Source organism: Psychrobacillus sp. (assembly GCF_032154225.1).
Lineage (GTDB): Bacteria > Bacillota > Bacilli > Bacillales_A > Planococcaceae > Psychrobacillus.
The window spans coordinates 240943-257175 of record NZ_JALDYF010000005.1 but is presented as its reverse complement, the minus strand read 5'-3'; the positions used below and the strand labels follow the sequence as shown (position 1 = coordinate 257175).

The 16233-nt window shown below is 37.0% G+C and carries 14 protein-coding genes and 1 pseudogene; 9 read left to right on the top strand and 6 right to left on the bottom strand.

Annotated features, from left to right (window positions below):
* Positions 1–117 precede the first annotated feature (117 nt).
* From RUH95_RS09825 to RUH95_RS09810, 4 genes are all read left to right on the top strand, one after another.
* Positions 118–813 (top strand): Dph6-related ATP pyrophosphatase, encoded by a 696-nt coding sequence (locus tag RUH95_RS09825; protein ID WP_313892688.1) that lies wholly within the window; start codon positions 118–120, stop codon positions 811–813.
* Between the two features lie 200 nt (positions 814–1013).
* A complete protein-coding gene (locus RUH95_RS09820; protein WP_313892687.1) occupies positions 1014–1487 on the top strand; it encodes a competence protein ComK in 474 nt (157 codons plus the stop codon).
* 63 nt (positions 1488–1550) lie between these two features.
* The gene (locus tag RUH95_RS09815) at positions 1551–1787 is read left to right on the top strand and encodes a hypothetical protein (protein ID WP_313892686.1); all 237 of its coding nucleotides are present in this window, start codon (positions 1551–1553) and stop codon (positions 1785–1787) included.
* A 102-nt stretch (positions 1788–1889) separates the two neighbouring features.
* The gene (locus RUH95_RS09810) at positions 1890–2327 is read left to right on the top strand and encodes a HEAT repeat domain-containing protein (RefSeq protein WP_313892685.1); all 438 of its coding nucleotides are present in this window, start codon (positions 1890–1892) and stop codon (positions 2325–2327) included.
* A 185-nt stretch (positions 2328–2512) separates the two neighbouring features.
* Here the strand turns inward: RUH95_RS09810 and RUH95_RS09805 are convergent.
* Both RUH95_RS09805 and RUH95_RS09800 read right to left on the bottom strand, forming a co-directional pair.
* Positions 2513–2773: pseudogene (locus RUH95_RS09805) on the bottom strand (transglutaminase-like domain-containing protein); the annotation flags it as partial.
* A gap of 40 nt (positions 2774–2813) precedes the next feature.
* Positions 2814–3551, bottom strand: coding sequence for an IclR family transcriptional regulator (locus RUH95_RS09800; RefSeq protein WP_313892684.1), 738 nt, complete (start codon positions 3549–3551; stop codon positions 2814–2816).
* Positions 3552–3712: 161 nt separating this feature from the next.
* Here RUH95_RS09800 and RUH95_RS09795 point away from each other — a divergent pair, with 161 nt between their 5' ends.
* The 4 genes from RUH95_RS09795 to RUH95_RS09780 all read left to right on the top strand — a co-directional run bounded on the left by RUH95_RS09795 (position 3713) and on the right by RUH95_RS09780 (position 8501).
* Positions 3713–4585, top strand: coding sequence for a dimethylarginine dimethylaminohydrolase family protein (locus RUH95_RS09795; protein WP_313892683.1), 873 nt, complete (start codon positions 3713–3715; stop codon positions 4583–4585).
* Positions 4586–4599: 14 nt separating this feature from the next.
* The gene (locus RUH95_RS09790; protein WP_313892682.1) at positions 4600–5367 is read left to right on the top strand and encodes a dimethylarginine dimethylaminohydrolase family protein; all 768 of its coding nucleotides are present in this window, start codon (positions 4600–4602) and stop codon (positions 5365–5367) included.
* Positions 5368–5404: 37 nt separating this feature from the next.
* Positions 5405–6799, top strand: coding sequence for an amino acid permease (locus tag RUH95_RS09785; RefSeq protein ID WP_313892681.1), 1395 nt, complete (start codon positions 5405–5407; stop codon positions 6797–6799).
* A 103-nt stretch (positions 6800–6902) separates the two neighbouring features.
* On the top strand, positions 6903–8501 hold the full coding sequence (locus tag RUH95_RS09780; protein ID WP_313892680.1) for a M20/M25/M40 family metallo-hydrolase: 1599 nt from the start codon (positions 6903–6905) through the stop codon (positions 8499–8501).
* 666 nt (positions 8502–9167) lie between these two features.
* Here the strand turns inward: RUH95_RS09780 and RUH95_RS09775 are convergent.
* The 4 genes from RUH95_RS09775 to RUH95_RS09760 all read right to left on the bottom strand — a co-directional run bounded on the left by RUH95_RS09775 (position 9168) and on the right by RUH95_RS09760 (position 14306).
* Positions 9168–10277 carry a mandelate racemase/muconate lactonizing enzyme family protein gene (locus RUH95_RS09775; RefSeq protein WP_313892679.1) on the bottom strand — a complete coding sequence of 370 codons (1110 nt, stop codon included), beginning with the start codon at positions 10275–10277 and terminating at the stop codon, positions 9168–9170.
* A complete protein-coding gene (locus tag RUH95_RS09770) occupies positions 10267–11436 on the bottom strand; it encodes a M20 metallopeptidase family protein (RefSeq protein WP_313892678.1) in 1170 nt (389 codons plus the stop codon). Before RUH95_RS09770 ends, RUH95_RS09775 begins: the two co-directional genes overlap by 11 nt.
* A gap of 38 nt (positions 11437–11474) precedes the next feature.
* Positions 11475–12881 carry a YfcC family protein gene (locus RUH95_RS09765; RefSeq protein ID WP_313892677.1) on the bottom strand — a complete coding sequence of 469 codons (1407 nt, stop codon included), beginning with the start codon at positions 12879–12881 and terminating at the stop codon, positions 11475–11477.
* Between the two features lie 132 nt (positions 12882–13013).
* Positions 13014–14306: a hypothetical protein gene (locus RUH95_RS09760; protein ID WP_313892676.1), complete on the bottom strand. Its 1293-nt coding sequence runs from the start codon at positions 14304–14306 to the stop codon at positions 13014–13016.
* A 191-nt stretch (positions 14307–14497) separates the two neighbouring features.
* Between RUH95_RS09760 and gdhA the strand changes: the two genes are divergently transcribed.
* A complete protein-coding gene (gdhA, locus tag RUH95_RS09755) occupies positions 14498–15880 on the top strand; it encodes an NADP-specific glutamate dehydrogenase (protein WP_313892675.1) in 1383 nt (460 codons plus the stop codon).
* Positions 15881–16233 lie beyond the last annotated feature (353 nt).

Sequence of the window (16233 nt, the reverse complement as noted above, 5' to 3'; positions counted from 1 at the left end):
AAGCGTCCGCCTCTGTAGCGTAAATCTTTGCTGAAACTCACTAAGACGCATTTTATGTAGAAAACGAACGAAAATACAAAATTGAATGAAATGATTAATCAACAGGCGTGCCCTCAAATGGTATTATGGAGAAAAGAATGGAGTGTTGCAACGATGAAAGATGCTATTTTTGTGTCCTCTTGGAGCGGTGGGAAAGATTCTGCTATGGCTTTTTTTCGCGCTTTACAATTAGGAATGAAACCTCAAAAAATATTGACGATGTTTGAAGAAGATGGAGAGCTTTCCAAATCGCATGCGCTACCTCCGAACGTTGTGGAGGCTCAAGCCGCAAGACTAGGTGTGCCATTAATGATGAAAGAAGCGAGTTGGGGTACATATGAAAAACAATTTATCGAGGCAATGGACGAGTGCCGTGCAGCAGGAATAACGCATGGAGTGTTTGGAGATATTGACATAGCTGATCATTTAACATGGGTTCAAACAACATGTGCTAAATCTGATATTATACCTGTACATCCATTATGGCAACAATCCCGACGAAGCGTTGTAGAGGAATTGCTTGATAATGGGTTTGAAGCATGGATTGTTGTAGTAAATACATCGATGATGTCATCCAAATATGTTGGACAACGATTTACGAAAGAAATTGTAGAAGAGTTAGAGGCTGCTGGTATTGATGCTTGTGGAGAAAATGGGGAGTTTCATACAGTTGTAGTAGATGGTCCGATATTTTCTGAACGAGTACCTGTTTTAATAGGAGAGCCAGTAGAAAAAGGAAATTATGTTTTTACACTTGTTTCATTAGCTAATTAAAATGAAGATTGATTTAGGACGATGTTTATCAAAATTTGTAGAAAAAGCATGAGTTTTCCCTATTAAGACTAATTTCCTTCAAAAATACATATATGACAATTTACAACCAAAAGGTATTATTGTATAGTGATATGTAAATAATCTGTTAATTCAGTTATTCGAAAGTAGGATTTAATTATAAAGTCAAAGGGGTAATGCTAATGTTTAATAACGATTCACTACTCATCGATCATCAAATTTATGCACTGGAACCTTATTTTATAGACAAATTCAAATCCAAGCTCACTACGAAAAATGGAATTTATTATTCCGAAATGTCTGTGTACCAGTTATTAGATATGGCTTGTATACGCGATGCATCGACGCTAAAAGGGCGAATGGATGCAGTTAAGCGATATATGAATTACCTTACGAAAACACCTGTTATTACTTTTGCTCATTCAGTTGGGGCTTTTCCAACTATGTCCTATCAACAAGTAGATTGTGTTTGGATTTTCAATCATTATTTCCAAGTTGAAGTGCTAGAAAAGAAAAAGTCGAAAGTGATCTTTTCCGATGGCACAATAATCATCGTAAAAGTTTCAAAGGAAGTTCTGTTAAGGCAGCAACAAAAACTTCATTGTACAATGAATACATTCCGTAGCTTACATCAAGAAAAGAAAGTAATGTACTAATCGTTTTTACCTGCTAATATATAATGGAAAGTGAAAATCATCAAAACATTTGGAGGCAATGGGATGGAATTGATTAAAACAACCGTCCATATTATTATGGGATTGAATGAGCATACTCCGCTTATGATAAAAGATTTAAAAGGAAAAGGTATTCAAAACATTTGCGTCTTGGATTACAACCGTGAAGACGAAGGAGTACAAGAAGGACTTGTGTTTTTCTTTACACCAAATGAAGTATCTGAATATATTAGACTATTTGAAAAAGCAGTGTTTCATAAGTATATAGAAACGATTCATTAAAAACTGAAATTGCTGTGTTTTGGAGATTAGCTTTAATTAGTATATAATGTAGGGATAGAGGATTGTCTCGAATTAATGGATTATAGAAGGAGTTTGAATTAGTTGAAAAAAGCAGTGAAAAATGAGTTACCGGAAAATTATGAGGAGCTTAAAAAAGCAGCAAACCGAAATGGTAGCTGGAGAGCTCGATTTGATGCAGTAGAGGAATTAGGGAATTACAATGCAAGCCAAGTAGTTGATATATTAAATACGCGATTAGCAAATGATCCAGTGTTTAAAATTCAAGAAGCAGCATATCGAATTCTTTTGGAATTTGGCGAAGAAGTTGAAATGCCGAAACGAAAAAAATTCGAGATGATTAAAGATACGTCTAAAATTTTGTTACGTGTGAAGAAAAGCTTACCTGCTGATCATGCTTATGAAGATTTTGCAGCTAAGTTAAGAAGAATGCGTATTGATGTGTATGATGCATATGAAGGCGAAAAAGGTTCTGAGTTCCATAACTGGTTAGAAGGCGAATGGAATAAATTAAAGAAATAAAATAGTAACCCCACCTCTGGAAGCATTATTTCAGAGGTTTTTTTTATGTGGAGAAAAATTTAATTATTTTACTTTTTTATCACTAAAATAACTGAACTGTTTGTCCGAAGTTTTAGCCCATAGTGATTCATTCCAAGTATGGTCTTTTTTCAATTAATCTGAAGTTACTAGGAAGTAACTTCAGATTAATTTTCCTGTTTTTTTGGAACTGGATTATCTAAAGGAATATCGATGAAGTAGTATTTTCCATCTAATTTCACTTGATTCCATACGTGCAAAGTTCCTTTTACTGTTCTCACTACATACTCATTTTCGATTCCAAGACGATCTAAGAATATTTGTGCTGCTTTAGTATGGCGATCACAAACTGCGATAGATTTTACTAAAGCGCCGTATGCTGTGTAAGACTCGGCTAGAATTGTTTTCTTTTGTTGTTTTTTGTAATAATAAGCAGCGTTAAAACTAGATGGTAGTAAACTATTCCTTTTAGTAAATAGACCCCAACTTTTCTGAGATTTTTCTTCCTGTTGCTTTTACTTTTTCAATTAAGAACTCCATGCGACTTTCGGTTAGATTGAAGCTGACGAATCCAATGCTTACAGATCCAATTACTTCTCCGAATCCATCTAACACTGCCACTGCAACGGAAGAGGTTCCTTCTGTTTGTTCGGAGTGGCTTGTAGCATATCCTTGTTTTTGGATTTGGCGAAGAGTTTCTGTCATCTCTCCTTTGTTCTCTGGAGTTATTAGCTGACTCAAAATAATATCTGCTTTGGCAGATGGCATAGCGGCAAGCATTGCTTTATTTGCTGCTCCTATATGCATGGGGATGCGGAGCCCGAGTTGATCCACAATGCGTATAGGATTGTTTTCGCTGTCAATTCGTTCGACAACGAGGGCTTCTAATCCAACGGGTTTACTTAAGTAGACACTTTCTTCTACTTCTCTCATTAGCTTTTCTAATTCAGGTCTTATTTTACTTACATAGTCCATTGTGTCGTACACTTGTAGACCATACTCGAGCCAGATTAAGCCAAGTCTATATGTTTTTACCTCTTCATCTTGTTCAACCATTCCTTGTTTTATCATTGCTTGGAGCAACCTGTGCATCGTACTAAGTGGCAATTCACATTGTTTGGCAAGATCAGAAATAGCTAAACCTTTTTCGTTTGTATGTGCTGCAAGTACTTTTGCAATAGTCATTGCACGATTTATTGATTGCATAAAGTCAGCTCCTCTTCTAAATAGACTAAAAAATTATTCTAAAATAACGAAATTTAATATTCTAAATATATTGACATTATAGCATGTACACTCTATATTTTACATATAAACTTTCCGTTTGACGGAAACGTTTTCCACTATGCGGAAAAGAGGTATTAGAAATGACTTATAATTCATCTATGTATAAGAAATTAGAACGAGTTATTGTGAAGCACCCAAGAGACGCTTTTATTAGTCAAGAACATCTAGAAGGGGCTTGGAAAACATACAATTATTTGGAGGAACCAAATTTTGATGAGGCTCTTTGCGAATATAAAGGGTTTATCGAGATTTTAGAAAAGTATGTGGCTCAGATTGATTATCTACCAGCGATAGATAAAGTAGGATTGGATTCTATTTACGCACATGATCCTGTGAAATTTACTCCAGCTGGAGCAATTATTTTGAAATCTGGTAAACAGTTACGACAGCCAGAAGCTGCAGTTTATAAAGATTTTTTAATAGAAAAAGGTATTCCTATTGTAGGAGAGTTAACTGGGGACGCTGTATCTGACGGTGGAGATATCGTTTGGTTAGATGATAAAACGTTAGTTGTAGGTCGGGGCTATCGCACAAACGATGAAGCGATTCGACAATTGAAAGAGATCACTGCACCTTTTGTAGAGGAATTTATTATAGTGCAGCTTCCACATGATCAAGGAGAAGCAGAATGTCTGCATCTTATGTCTTTCATTAGCATGGTTGATAAAGATTTGGCGGTTGTGCATTCACCGTTAATGCCAGTGTTTTTCCGACAGTTGTTATTGGAACGTGGCATTCAATTAGTAGAAGTACCAAAAGTAGAATACGATAGTTTAGGTTGTAATGTACTTGCGCTCGCTCCGCGTATTTGCGTAATTGTGGAGGGAAATGAATCAACAAAACAGCAACTGCTTGATGCGGGGGCGACGGTTTATGAATATAAAGGTAGAGAAATTAGTGTTTTAGGTACAGGCGGTCCAACATGTCTAACAAGTCCAGTTATTAGAAACTAAAAGGGGATATAATGATGAGCAACTTTAAAAATGTTATTGTGAAAACACCAGGGGAAAGTTATGTAAGTGGTTTAACAACATCTGATTTAGGTACACCTAGTTATGAAAAATTATTAGTGCAGCATACAGCTTATATCGAAGCATTAATTAAATGTGGCGTAGCGGTAACTCATCTTCCAGCAAGTGAAGAATTCCCGGATTCAACGTTTGTAGAAGATGCAGCAGTTCTTACAACAGAATTTGCGGTTATTACAAATCCAGGTGCAGCATCTCGCAACGGGGAAATTGTTGAAATTGGAAATGTTTTAAAGGACTTTTATAAGAAATTTTACTATATTGAAGGACCTGGAACACTTGATGGCGGAGATATTTTACAAGCAGATAATTGTTTTTACATCGGTATTTCTGATCGCACAAATGAAGAAGGAGCACGCCAATTAAAAGAAATTTTAGAAGGAGAAGGATTTGAAGCGACGATCATTCCTTTAAAAGAATTCTTCCATTTGAAAACTGGTATTGCTTATTTAGGCGATAACCAAATGGTTGTTGCAGGAGAATTTGTTAATCATCCAGCGTTTGCTTCCTATGAAAAGATCATAATCGGTAAGGAAGATGAATATTCAGCTAACTGTATTCGAATGAATGACTATGTAATTATTCCAAAAGGATATGAGGAAACGAAGCGTAAATTGAATGAAGCAGGTTTTGAGACGATTGAGCTGGACATGTCTGAAGTTCAAAAACAAGATGGCGGGCTAAGCTGTTTATCATTGAGATTTTAAAACAGATAGATAAAGACAGTGGGGAGAGGGGAATAACATGTCTAATTTAGGGGATCCATCTGAACATAATGTATTAAATCGTTCGATGAAAAGTCGTCATTTATTTATGCTGTCACTTGGGGGCGTAATTGGAACCGGTCTATTTTTAAATGCAGGATATACGATAAACCAAGCAGGTCCAGGGGGAGCAATACTTGGTTATTTATTTGGTGGATTGATTTTGTATATGGTTATGGTTTGTTTAGGGGAGCTGGCTGTACATATGCCGGTAACTGGCTCATTCCAAACGTATGCAACTAAATTTATAAGCCCATCTGCTGGATTTTCTCTTGGGTGGATGTATTTTATAGGATCTGCTGCGACTGCAGGAGTAGAGTTTACAGCGGCGGGAATTTTGATGCAGCACTGGTTCCCTGATGTACCTATTTGGATTTGGTGTGCAATTTTCATGGTTTTATTGTTTGCATTGAATGCGCTTACAACAAAAGCTTTTGCTGAAGCAGAATTTTGGTTTGCTGGTATTAAAGTAGTTGCGGTTATTCTTTTCATTATTATTGGTGCTGCTGCGATATTTGGTATTATTCCATTGGAAGATAGAGCAGCTCCACTTTTAACAAATTTAGCTCCAGTAGGATTGTTCCCAGCGGGAATTGCTATTGTCTTTGTAACGATGATGAATGTTATTTTCTCTTATCAAGGTTCTGAGTTAGTTGGTATTGCTGCTGGTGAAACAGAAGAACCTGAAAAAAATATTCCAAAAGCAATTCGAACGATTATTTTTAGAATCGTCGTATTTTATATTTCTTCTATTATTATTCTATCAGCTATTTTCCCAGCTTCTGAGCTTGGATTACTTGAAAGTCCGTTTGTTACATTAATGAATCTTGCTGGAATTCCATTTGCTGGTAGTATTATGAATTTTGTAATCCTAACTGCCATTTTATCAGTAGGAAATTCATGTATTTATGCTTCGACGCGCTTACTTTGGTCAATGGCGAAAGAAGGAATGGCTCCTACAGTATTTGGTCGCTTGTCTAAACGTAAAGTGCCACTTGCTGCACTAATTTTCACGATGGCATTTTCATTACTTTCGTTATTAACAAGTGTAATGGAAGCAGACACTGTATTTGTTTTATTAATGTCGATTGCAGGAATTTCAGTAACGATTTCTTGGATGGGGATAGCGGCTTCGCAATTAATGTTTCGTCATAAATATTTAAAAAGTGGTGGAAAACTGGAAGAGTTGTCGTATAAAGTTCCTTTCTATCCATATGTACCGATATTTTGCATTGCATTCTGTTTATTGATTTTAGTATTCTTAGCATTCGACTCTACACAACGAGTTGGCCTATATTATGGAGTAGGATTTTTCGTCGCTTGTATGCTATTCTATAAATTGAGATTAGAAAAGAGAAATAAAAAAATAACATAAGTATACATCGGTATTAGCTGCCAACGTGATTCTATTGCGTCATAAATATTCAGAATGTTTTTAGAATTGTGTGGGTGCCTGGCACTGGAAGGGGAAGTTCGATATGGATAAATTACTATGGAATACACCGGAAACATTGCGTAATTTGCTATGTGAGCTAGTTAGTTGGGATAGCATTACATTGACGGAAGGAGAGCGTTTATTTGCACCGAAAGTTGCAAGTAAATTGCAAGAATTAGCTTATTTTCGTGAGCATCCAAATTTATTAGAATTACATGACGCAGGGCTTGGAAGGCATGCTGTAACAGCATTATACAAGCATCCAGAGGCAACGGAAACGGTTGTATTAATAAGCCATTTTGATACGGTTCAAACAGAAGAATATGGTGTCCTTGAGCCGCTTGCTTATTTTCCAGAGCAGTTGACAAAAAAGTTGTTGGAACATAAAGAGGACCTTCCAGAATCAGCTCGTATCGACTTGGAAACAGGGAAGTATTTGTTTGGCAGAGGCACGATGGATATGAAGATGGGTCTTGCGCTTCATATGCAATTAATCGAAAAAGCAAGTACTGAAAACTGGCCGATTAATTTAATTTTAACGACCGTTCCAGATGAAGAAGTAAATTCTGCTGGGATGCGTGCAGCAGTTATCGAGCTAGTACGTATCCGCGAGGAACATGGATTGTCTTATAAATTATTTTTAAATAGTGAACCATCCTTTTCGCAAAAACCATTCGACATAGCAGAGTATATATACTCTGGAACGATTGGTAAAATCATGCCTGCTGCATTATTTTATGGGAAAGAAACTCATGTTGGAGAGCCGATGAAAGGAATGACCGCAAACTATATTGCTTCATTCTTAACGCAAAATATGGAGTGGAATCCATTATTCCGAGAAACGGATCTTGGAGAAAGTACGCCATTACCAGTTTCTTTGCAGCAGAAGGATTTGAAATCATCGTATGATACTCAAACACCTTATCGTGCAGCTGCACTATATAATGTGTTTATGTTGAAACGTACAGCGGCAGAAGTGATGGATTTATTCGAGCAAGTTGCAGTGGAATCAATGACATCATTAAATGCGAGCTATAAAGTCATTTGTGAACGTGAGCAAGTGGCAGGAGTTGGCGAAGTAAAGGTTTTACGATATGAGCAATTATTAGCACATGCGACTAAAAAATTAGGTGTAGCAGAAGTGGAACGTTTGAAAAATGAAGCACTTCAAAACGATGAGTGGGATGATCGTGAAAAATCGCTGCGAATCGTTGATAATTTAATGATTCAATGCCAAGAGCTTGCACCAGCAACAGTTCTATTGTTTGCACCACCGTATTACCCAGCTGTAAATACATCAGATGATCCGCTTATTATTGAGTTGCTTGAGTTAATGCAAAAGTCGGCAAAAACATTTGATAATAAAGTAGATCAAATCCACTATTTTAATGGTATTTGTGATTTAAGCTATGTCAATTATACAGACGATTCTAATGGATGGGCAGCTTTTGAAAGTAATACACCAGTATGGGGCGATACGTATAGTATTCCGTTCGAAGATATGGCTCAGCTAAAAGGACCAGTGTTGAATGTTGGTCCATTCGGGAAAGATGCACATCAAAGAACGGAACGACTTCATGTGGATAGTGCATTTGTTGAAATGCCAGTTATGCTAGAAACGTTGATTAAGAGTTTGTATTAATAGAAAAGCGATTCCATTGGCTAGTTGCAATGGAATTGCTTTTTTTAGAGAGTATATAAAAATGTCCTATGAACACAGGATTTACGGTATAGATAGAGAGTAAGAAAGTATAGGAATGAATGGAGTGGGCTTCGTTGCAAGGGATGCTTTCCGCGGGCACGGCTTCAATCTCCTCGTCACTGTGAAGTGACCCCCGGAGTCGCCGCTTTTCACTACATCCATCCTGCTTATGGGAGTGTATTCATGTTCTTTCTACTTAAGCCCTTTCATTTTCATGTGAGAGGCAGAGAAAAAAGTTCATGAACACTTCTAGTTAGAAATAGACCGACAATTTTCGTACGAAGTAAATTTGTCATCTACTTCTCCACTTTCTGTCCAAATGTAGAAATGTCTCTTTGTAAAGTCCTACAAATAGTCGCCAAAATTGTATCTTTGGCGGCCTGTAAAGTAGATAGAACCAGCTTGCTTCTCCTATTGCCAAAAATATTGAACAACTTTGCACGGAAGCTTCTGGCGAGAAGGGGGCGAACATTTGCCATACGATGACCGAAAAAAGCTTGTTGGAAGTGGCACAGCCACTTCCAACAAGCTTTCAAAATTTTACCGTACATAATATAGCTGAATCAGAAGCCTGAAGTGAGCAAGAAACTGTCGTGCCAAATTTCACTACTGAATAAGCAATGATTCAGTAGTTAGCTCTTTTAAACTTTCTTCATTAATATCAATACCTAAGCCAGGAGCATCTGATAAGTAGACAAATGGAACTTCATATTTTAGTTCAGCAACATCTTTACTGAACATTAATGGACCTACTAGTTCATTACTATGAATTGATTTTTTTGCAAGTGATAAATGCAAGCCAGCTGCCGATGCGACTGCAGATTCTACCATCGAACCAACCTGACAATCTATGCCGCCAAGCTCAGCTTGATGAACGATTTGAGAGGCAGGGTAGATGCCTCCACATTTCATCAATTTAATATTTATCTTATCTGCTGCACGTTTAACAATTACTTCTTTTAATTCTTTAGCTCCGTGCAAACCTTCATCAATCATAACTGGGATATTCGTTTTTTGTTTTACTTCAAGTAAAGCATCGATATCACTTGCAATGACAGGCTGTTCAACCCAGTCGATGTTACAATCTTTAATTCTGTCTAGCACATACATTGTATTGCTACTATTAACCCAGCCTTGATTGGCATCTACTTTAATAGGTACAGCCGATCCAACAGCAGCTCGAACGGCACAAATTCGTTTATAATCGAGCTCTTTATCCGTTCCAACTTTAAGCTTTAGTGAAGTATATCCAGCCGCAATTGCATCTTTTGCTTCCGCAACCATTTCTTCAGGGCTTAAAATGCTAATGACTTTAGGAACTTCTAGAACATCATGGTATTGACCGCCCAATAAATTATAGACAGGTTGACCAGTTGCTTTCCCCATAATGTCATAGCATGCAATATCAAGTGCTGCTTTTGCAGTGGGAACATCTAAGACGATTTTATTCATTTTGTCATGTAGCTTTTCAATTTGAAAAGGGTTATGTCCAATGATGGATGGAGCTAATGTTTTAGTTAGTACAGCATAAGTACTTTCCCAAGTTTCTCCCGTTACATGCTCATCAGGAGTTGCTTCTCCGTATCCAATAATCCCGTTATCTGTTACGACTTTTACGATGATTGAAGGCATGTCAATATAAGTATGATAGCTAATAATAAACGGATTAATTAAAGGAAGTCGTATAGCAAAAACTTCGATTGATTTAATCTTCATCAGTTGTGCCTCCCTTTAAATAGTTTAATACACCTGTTGTAAACAGTTCGACGCCAACAGGTAGCATATCTTCATCGATATCGAACTTTGGATGATGGTGACCAAAAGGTATTTCCTCTTTTCCAACACCAATAAAAGTAAAGGAAGCAGGAATTTCATGTGAATAGTAAGAGAAATCCTCGCTACCTAAAATAGGATCGATTTCGATTATACGATCTTCTCCAAAAAGAGAAATGGCTGTTTTCTGAATAAAGGAAGTTAGTTCCTTATTATTTAATACTGGTGGATCCCCATGGACATAGTCCAATTTGAATGTTGCTCCAAACGATTTACATGCACCATCAATGATTTCTTCTATTCGTTTTCGAATAAGAAGGGAGGTATCTTTATCAAAATAACGTACTGTTCCTGATGCAAATGCAGTATCTGGAATAATATTATAACTTGTACCAGAGTTTAGCTCACCGATACTAATTACTGCTTGGTCGATTGCTTTAATACTTCGACTAACAATCGTGTGCAGTTGTGTAATAATATGAGCGATTACGAGTGTTGGATCAATTGTTTCTTCCGGCATTGAGCCGTGTCCGCCTTTTCCATAAATATGAATGGAAAAACGATCGACACCAGCCATTGTAGCCCCGTTGCGAATTCCGATTAACCCAGATTTCAAAGGCTGCCATAAGTGATAGCCAAAAATAGCATCTTTACTTTTTAGTAAGTTTGCTTCGACTAGTTCTACTGCACCACCTGGTACTTCTTCTTCAGCATGTTGAAATAAAAGGTGAACAGTGCCGTGAATGGATGCTTTATTGTCCACTAGTAATTTCGAAATTCCGAGTAAAATAGACATATGTCCATCATGTCCACATGCATGCATAACACCTTTGTTTACGGATGCAAAAGGAAGATTGGTTTCTTCTAAAATTGGTAGTGCATCCATATCGGAACGGATAATGACAGTTTTTCCAGGATGATCTCCTTTAATAATACCAATGATATCTTTTCCGGTTACGGAGTAAGTTTCAATACCAAGAGCATGTAGCTGTTCAGCAATATATGCTTTCGTTTCTGTTTCACGATGTGATAGTTCTGGATGAGTGTGTAGATAGCGTCGTTGCAGAACAACCCAATCTACTAAGTTATTTTCTAATTTCAATGATTTCTATCCTTTCAATTAAAGCCGTAGTTTAGTAATCAGGAATACCCTATTAAATGTGCAATCGTAACGAAAATTGCTCCTAACGTGTAATGGATTATAATCAGTGGGAAAATCCACTTTACCCATTTAATCCATGAAATTCTTGCAAGAGCAAGTCCGGCCATAAAGTATCCAGACGTTGGAGTGAATATATTCGAAATTCCATCACCAAATTGGAACGCGAGTACTGCGGTTTGACGAGTAACTCCTACAAGATCAGCAAGAGGTGCCATAATTGGCATCGTCAACGCGGCTTGTCCACTTCCTGATGGAATGATGAAATTCAGTAAACATTGAACGATATACATACCAAAAGCGGCGAAACCAGATGGCATACTTCCAATTCCAGAAGAAAATGCATACAAGATTGTATCCATAATTTTACCGTCTTGTAACACAACTAAAATTGCGTTAGCAACACCAACGACAAGTGCCCCCATTACTAAAACACGACAGCCCTCAATAAATTCTTCTGAAATTTTACTGAAGTTCATTTTTGCTGTGATCCCCATTAAAATCCCCATTAATAAGAACAAGCCAGAAATCTCAGATAAATACCAGCCTAATTTAACAACACCAAATGCTAAAGTTACAAGTGATGCAAGTAAGATAAGGAAGATAATTTTATGACGATTTGTAAGTGTTAAAAGAGTATCAGGCGTTTTAAAGTCATGCCCTTTTTCATTAAATAAAACACTTTTTGTTGGATCCTTTTTAATTTTTTTAGCATATCTCATCACGTACCAAATACTTACAGAAAGAAAAATGACGAATAAAATAATTCGGAAATATAAACCAGAGAACATAGGCAATTCAGCAATTCCTTGAGCAACCCCAACTGTAAAAGGATTCATAAATGCAGCAGTAAAACCTGCAGAAGTTCCTAGAAGAACGACAGCTGTACCAACCATCGAGTCATATCCGATTAAAAGCATTAGTGGTACTAAAATTGTGATATAAGGAATTGTTTCTTCTGCTAAACCAAGCATAGCGCCTGATAGACCAAAAAACGTCATAAGTATTGGGATAATTAATATTTCTTTCCCTTTCATTTTTTGAGAAATAGAACCAACGGCAGCTTCAATAGCTCCGGTTGCCTGCAAAATCCCAAAAGATCCACCTACGATGAAAATGTAGAAGATAATTGAACTCGAGTTGACCATCCCTTTATGGATAGACTGGAAAACAGCCCAAAACCCTGCTGGTGATGATTCAGTTTCATGATACGTCCCGTCGATAACGATATTACGACCATTATCATCAATCATTCGGTCATACTCCCCAGATGGTAAAACGTATGTAGCAATTGCAGCAAAAATAATTACCGAAAATAAAATAACATATACATGTGGAATCGACATCTTCCACCATTTTTTCGCCCCGCTAACATTTGAATCATTCATACATTCATTCCCCTCCCTATTAACGTTCGGTATATGGTCGTTAATTAGTCCATTATACTGAAATAAGAATTAGGAAGTCAATAAATTTTTAGAAAATTTGTAATAGACTATAAAATGCATGCTGTATACATTTTATAGTCTTGGAAGTTTTAATTGATAGATTGAGCGGGGTCTCCCATTTAAGTGAGGTTGTTCCTCCCCGATGATTTTAAGATAGCCACCATCTGCAAACTTTTTCAATATGCGCTCAGCAGCACGTTTTCCGATACCGAAATAATCTGCGATATCACTCGATGTAAAACGGTTGATAGGACGAGTTTGATGGAATTGAATCATTTTGTTTAAATTTGTTACACTGATACCTATTTCTTTACATATTTTCACTAATTCCATGTTTTCACTTTGTAAAATAGAACTGCTTTCCTTATTTAGAAAAGGTTCGGAAACAACTTGTTCTTCATTTACAATATGAATACTGTTGTTTTCAGGTCTTTTTTCGGAATAGGATAAAGCTATATTTGCATTTTTTTCTGCTTCTATAATTGTCATTCCATAGCCGAAACCAATGCTGACTGTAGAATTCATATCAATCAATACTTGGAAAAAAGGACTTAGAATATCCTTACTCTCAAGTAAATATTCAATGGCGCTGCGAGTACCATAAATAAGGAAATGCTGCTGCGTAGACTTTTTAACAGTGCAGTTTATAAGCTTGGCAATTTTTTTTAGCTCCACGGTGAATGTTTCGGAAAGGTTTTCAGCATGAAACATAAAAGAGCCAACTGCAATTTGTGATTTTTTTATACGATTAAGAGTGCCTAAATTACGAGCCTCAATAAGTGAGTTTATTATATTTTTCTTCGGTTCCAAAAGTCGAGTACATGGAATGCCCATCTCGACAAGATGGTCGTAAATGGCATGAATACTTGTTACTACGTATGAAATTTGCTTTGTTTCCCATAGCTCAATATGCCTTTCAATAACAGACTCTATTTGAAAAATACGATTTGTTTCTTCTAATAACCAAGGATAGTCTTGAATGAAAGAAGGTGCTGGATGAAGATTTAGTTGATCTACTACTTCTTGTAAATATTTTCGGTCTGTTACATCTATGGATAGTTCGTTGTAATTAATGTTCAAATGATTCGTAATATATAGGAGTGTTAATGAAATACTAAGCTCATTATCAGGGATATAAAGTGTAGGTTTATTAAAGCGCGCAATTTCCTTTTGTGAATAGTAAAAAGGCAGTTCACCAGAAAATAATAGGACATCACAATGGTTGGTTAGATGGACAAGCGTACTAACTTCTTCAGGAGATTGATAGATCAATGGGAAAATTTCAATGTCTTCTATAGTAATTGCTAGTGTTTTCACTTGTTGTAATGTTTCTTCTGAACCAATGACTGCAATTTGAATTGCCATTCGCAACACCCACTTTTCTGTATATTTAGTACTAACTCTATTATAATATATATTACCCAAAAAAAATGGTATAGCAGCTTGTTGTGAATAGTATATTTATTAATGATGGTTTATATTTATGTTGAAAACAATCGGAAAATTCGAGATAATAGGAATACTAATGGACGGTAGAATGGAGATGTTTTTAGCTTATGGAGATAATTAGAGAAATTGATATAGAGCAACGTAGCAGAGCGAATGATTATGTGCATGAAGTATATGAGTTAGTAAAAAAACGTAATGTAGGTGAGAAGGAATTTTTGCAGGCTGCGCGCGAAATTTTTGACTCTCTTCGTCCAGTGTTTTTACAGCATCCAGAGTTTATGCATAACGGTATTTTGGAGCGTATTACTGAGCCGGATAGAGTGATCACATTCCGTGTTGCTTGGGAAGATGACACTGGTAAAGTTCATGTGAATAGAGGCTATCGCGTTCAGTTTAATAATAGCCTTGGGCCATATAAAGGTGGTATTCGTTTCCATCCTACAGTAAATAGCAGTATTATGAAATTTTTGGCTTTTGAACAAACATTTAAAAACGCTTTAACGGGTCAGCCGATTGGAGCAGGTAAAGGTGGATCTGATTTTGATCCGAAAGGTAAGTCAGAGCGAGAGATTATGCGCTTTACGCAAAGTTTTATAACAGAGCTAAGTAAATATATTGGGCCAGATATAGATGTTCCGGCAGGGGATATTGGTGTTGGGAAAAGAGAAATAGGCTATATGTTTGGTCAATATAATCGTTTAAACGGCGGTTATGAAGCAGGTGTGTTTACGGGGAAAGATCCAAATCATGGTGGTAGCTTGGGGCGAAAAGAAGCTACTGGCTATGGCACTGTCTATTTTGTAGATGAAATGCTAAAGGAAAAAGGGGACAGCTTTGATGGGAAAACAGTTGTCGTTTCGGGTTCAGGGAACGTAGCAACTTATGCGATTGAAAAAGCAGTCCAACTTGGTGCAAAAGTATTGGCATGTAGTGATTCGAGTGGATATATTTATGATCCAAATGGCATTGATGTGAATACAGTAAAATTACTGAAAGAGTTTGACAATAAACGAATTCAAGAGTATACGAAGTTTCATAAAGAGGCTATTTTCTATGAAGGTTGTTCAGGTATTTGGTCTGTCGCTTGTGATATTGCATTGCCTTGTGCAACGCAAAATGAATTAGAAGAGACAGATGCTTTGATGCTTATTAAGAATGGTGTAAAAGCGGTTGGAGAAGGTGCGAATATGCCTTGTACAGAAGAAGCGATTCTTACATTCCAAGCGAAAGGTGTTTTATTTGCACCGGCAAAAGCGGCGAACGCAGGTGGTGTTGCAGTTTCGGCGATGGAGATGTCTCAAAATAGTATGCGTTTGTCATGGACGGTCGAAGAAGTAGATGAAAAGTTAAAAACGGTAATGAAAAATATTTATGCTAGCTGTAATAATGCAGCTTCTCGATTCGGCTCTCCTGGAAATCTAGTAGTAGGTGCGAATATTGCAGGGTTCCTAAAAGTAGCAGATGCAATGGTCGCACACGGTATTCACTAATGTTACTAGGTGTCCGTTGATTTCGGCTATAGCGGATGTTTTCACGGGCATAGCTTCCATCAACTAAATACAAAGAAAAACCGGGCAAAATGATGCGTGGTACCTTTGCTTATCGACACAGTTTCCGGCTCACTCTAGGTTTCACATTGGGCTATACGATGAACGGTAAAATTTAAAAGCTTGTTGAAAGTGGCTACGCCACTTTCAACAAGCTTTTTCTTCGGTCATCGTATGGCAAATGTTCGCCTCCTTCTCGCCAGAAGCTTCCGTGCAAAGTTGTTCAATATTTTTGGTAATAGGAGAACAAGTGACATTCTATATACTTTGAAGGCCGCCAAAGATACAATTTTGGC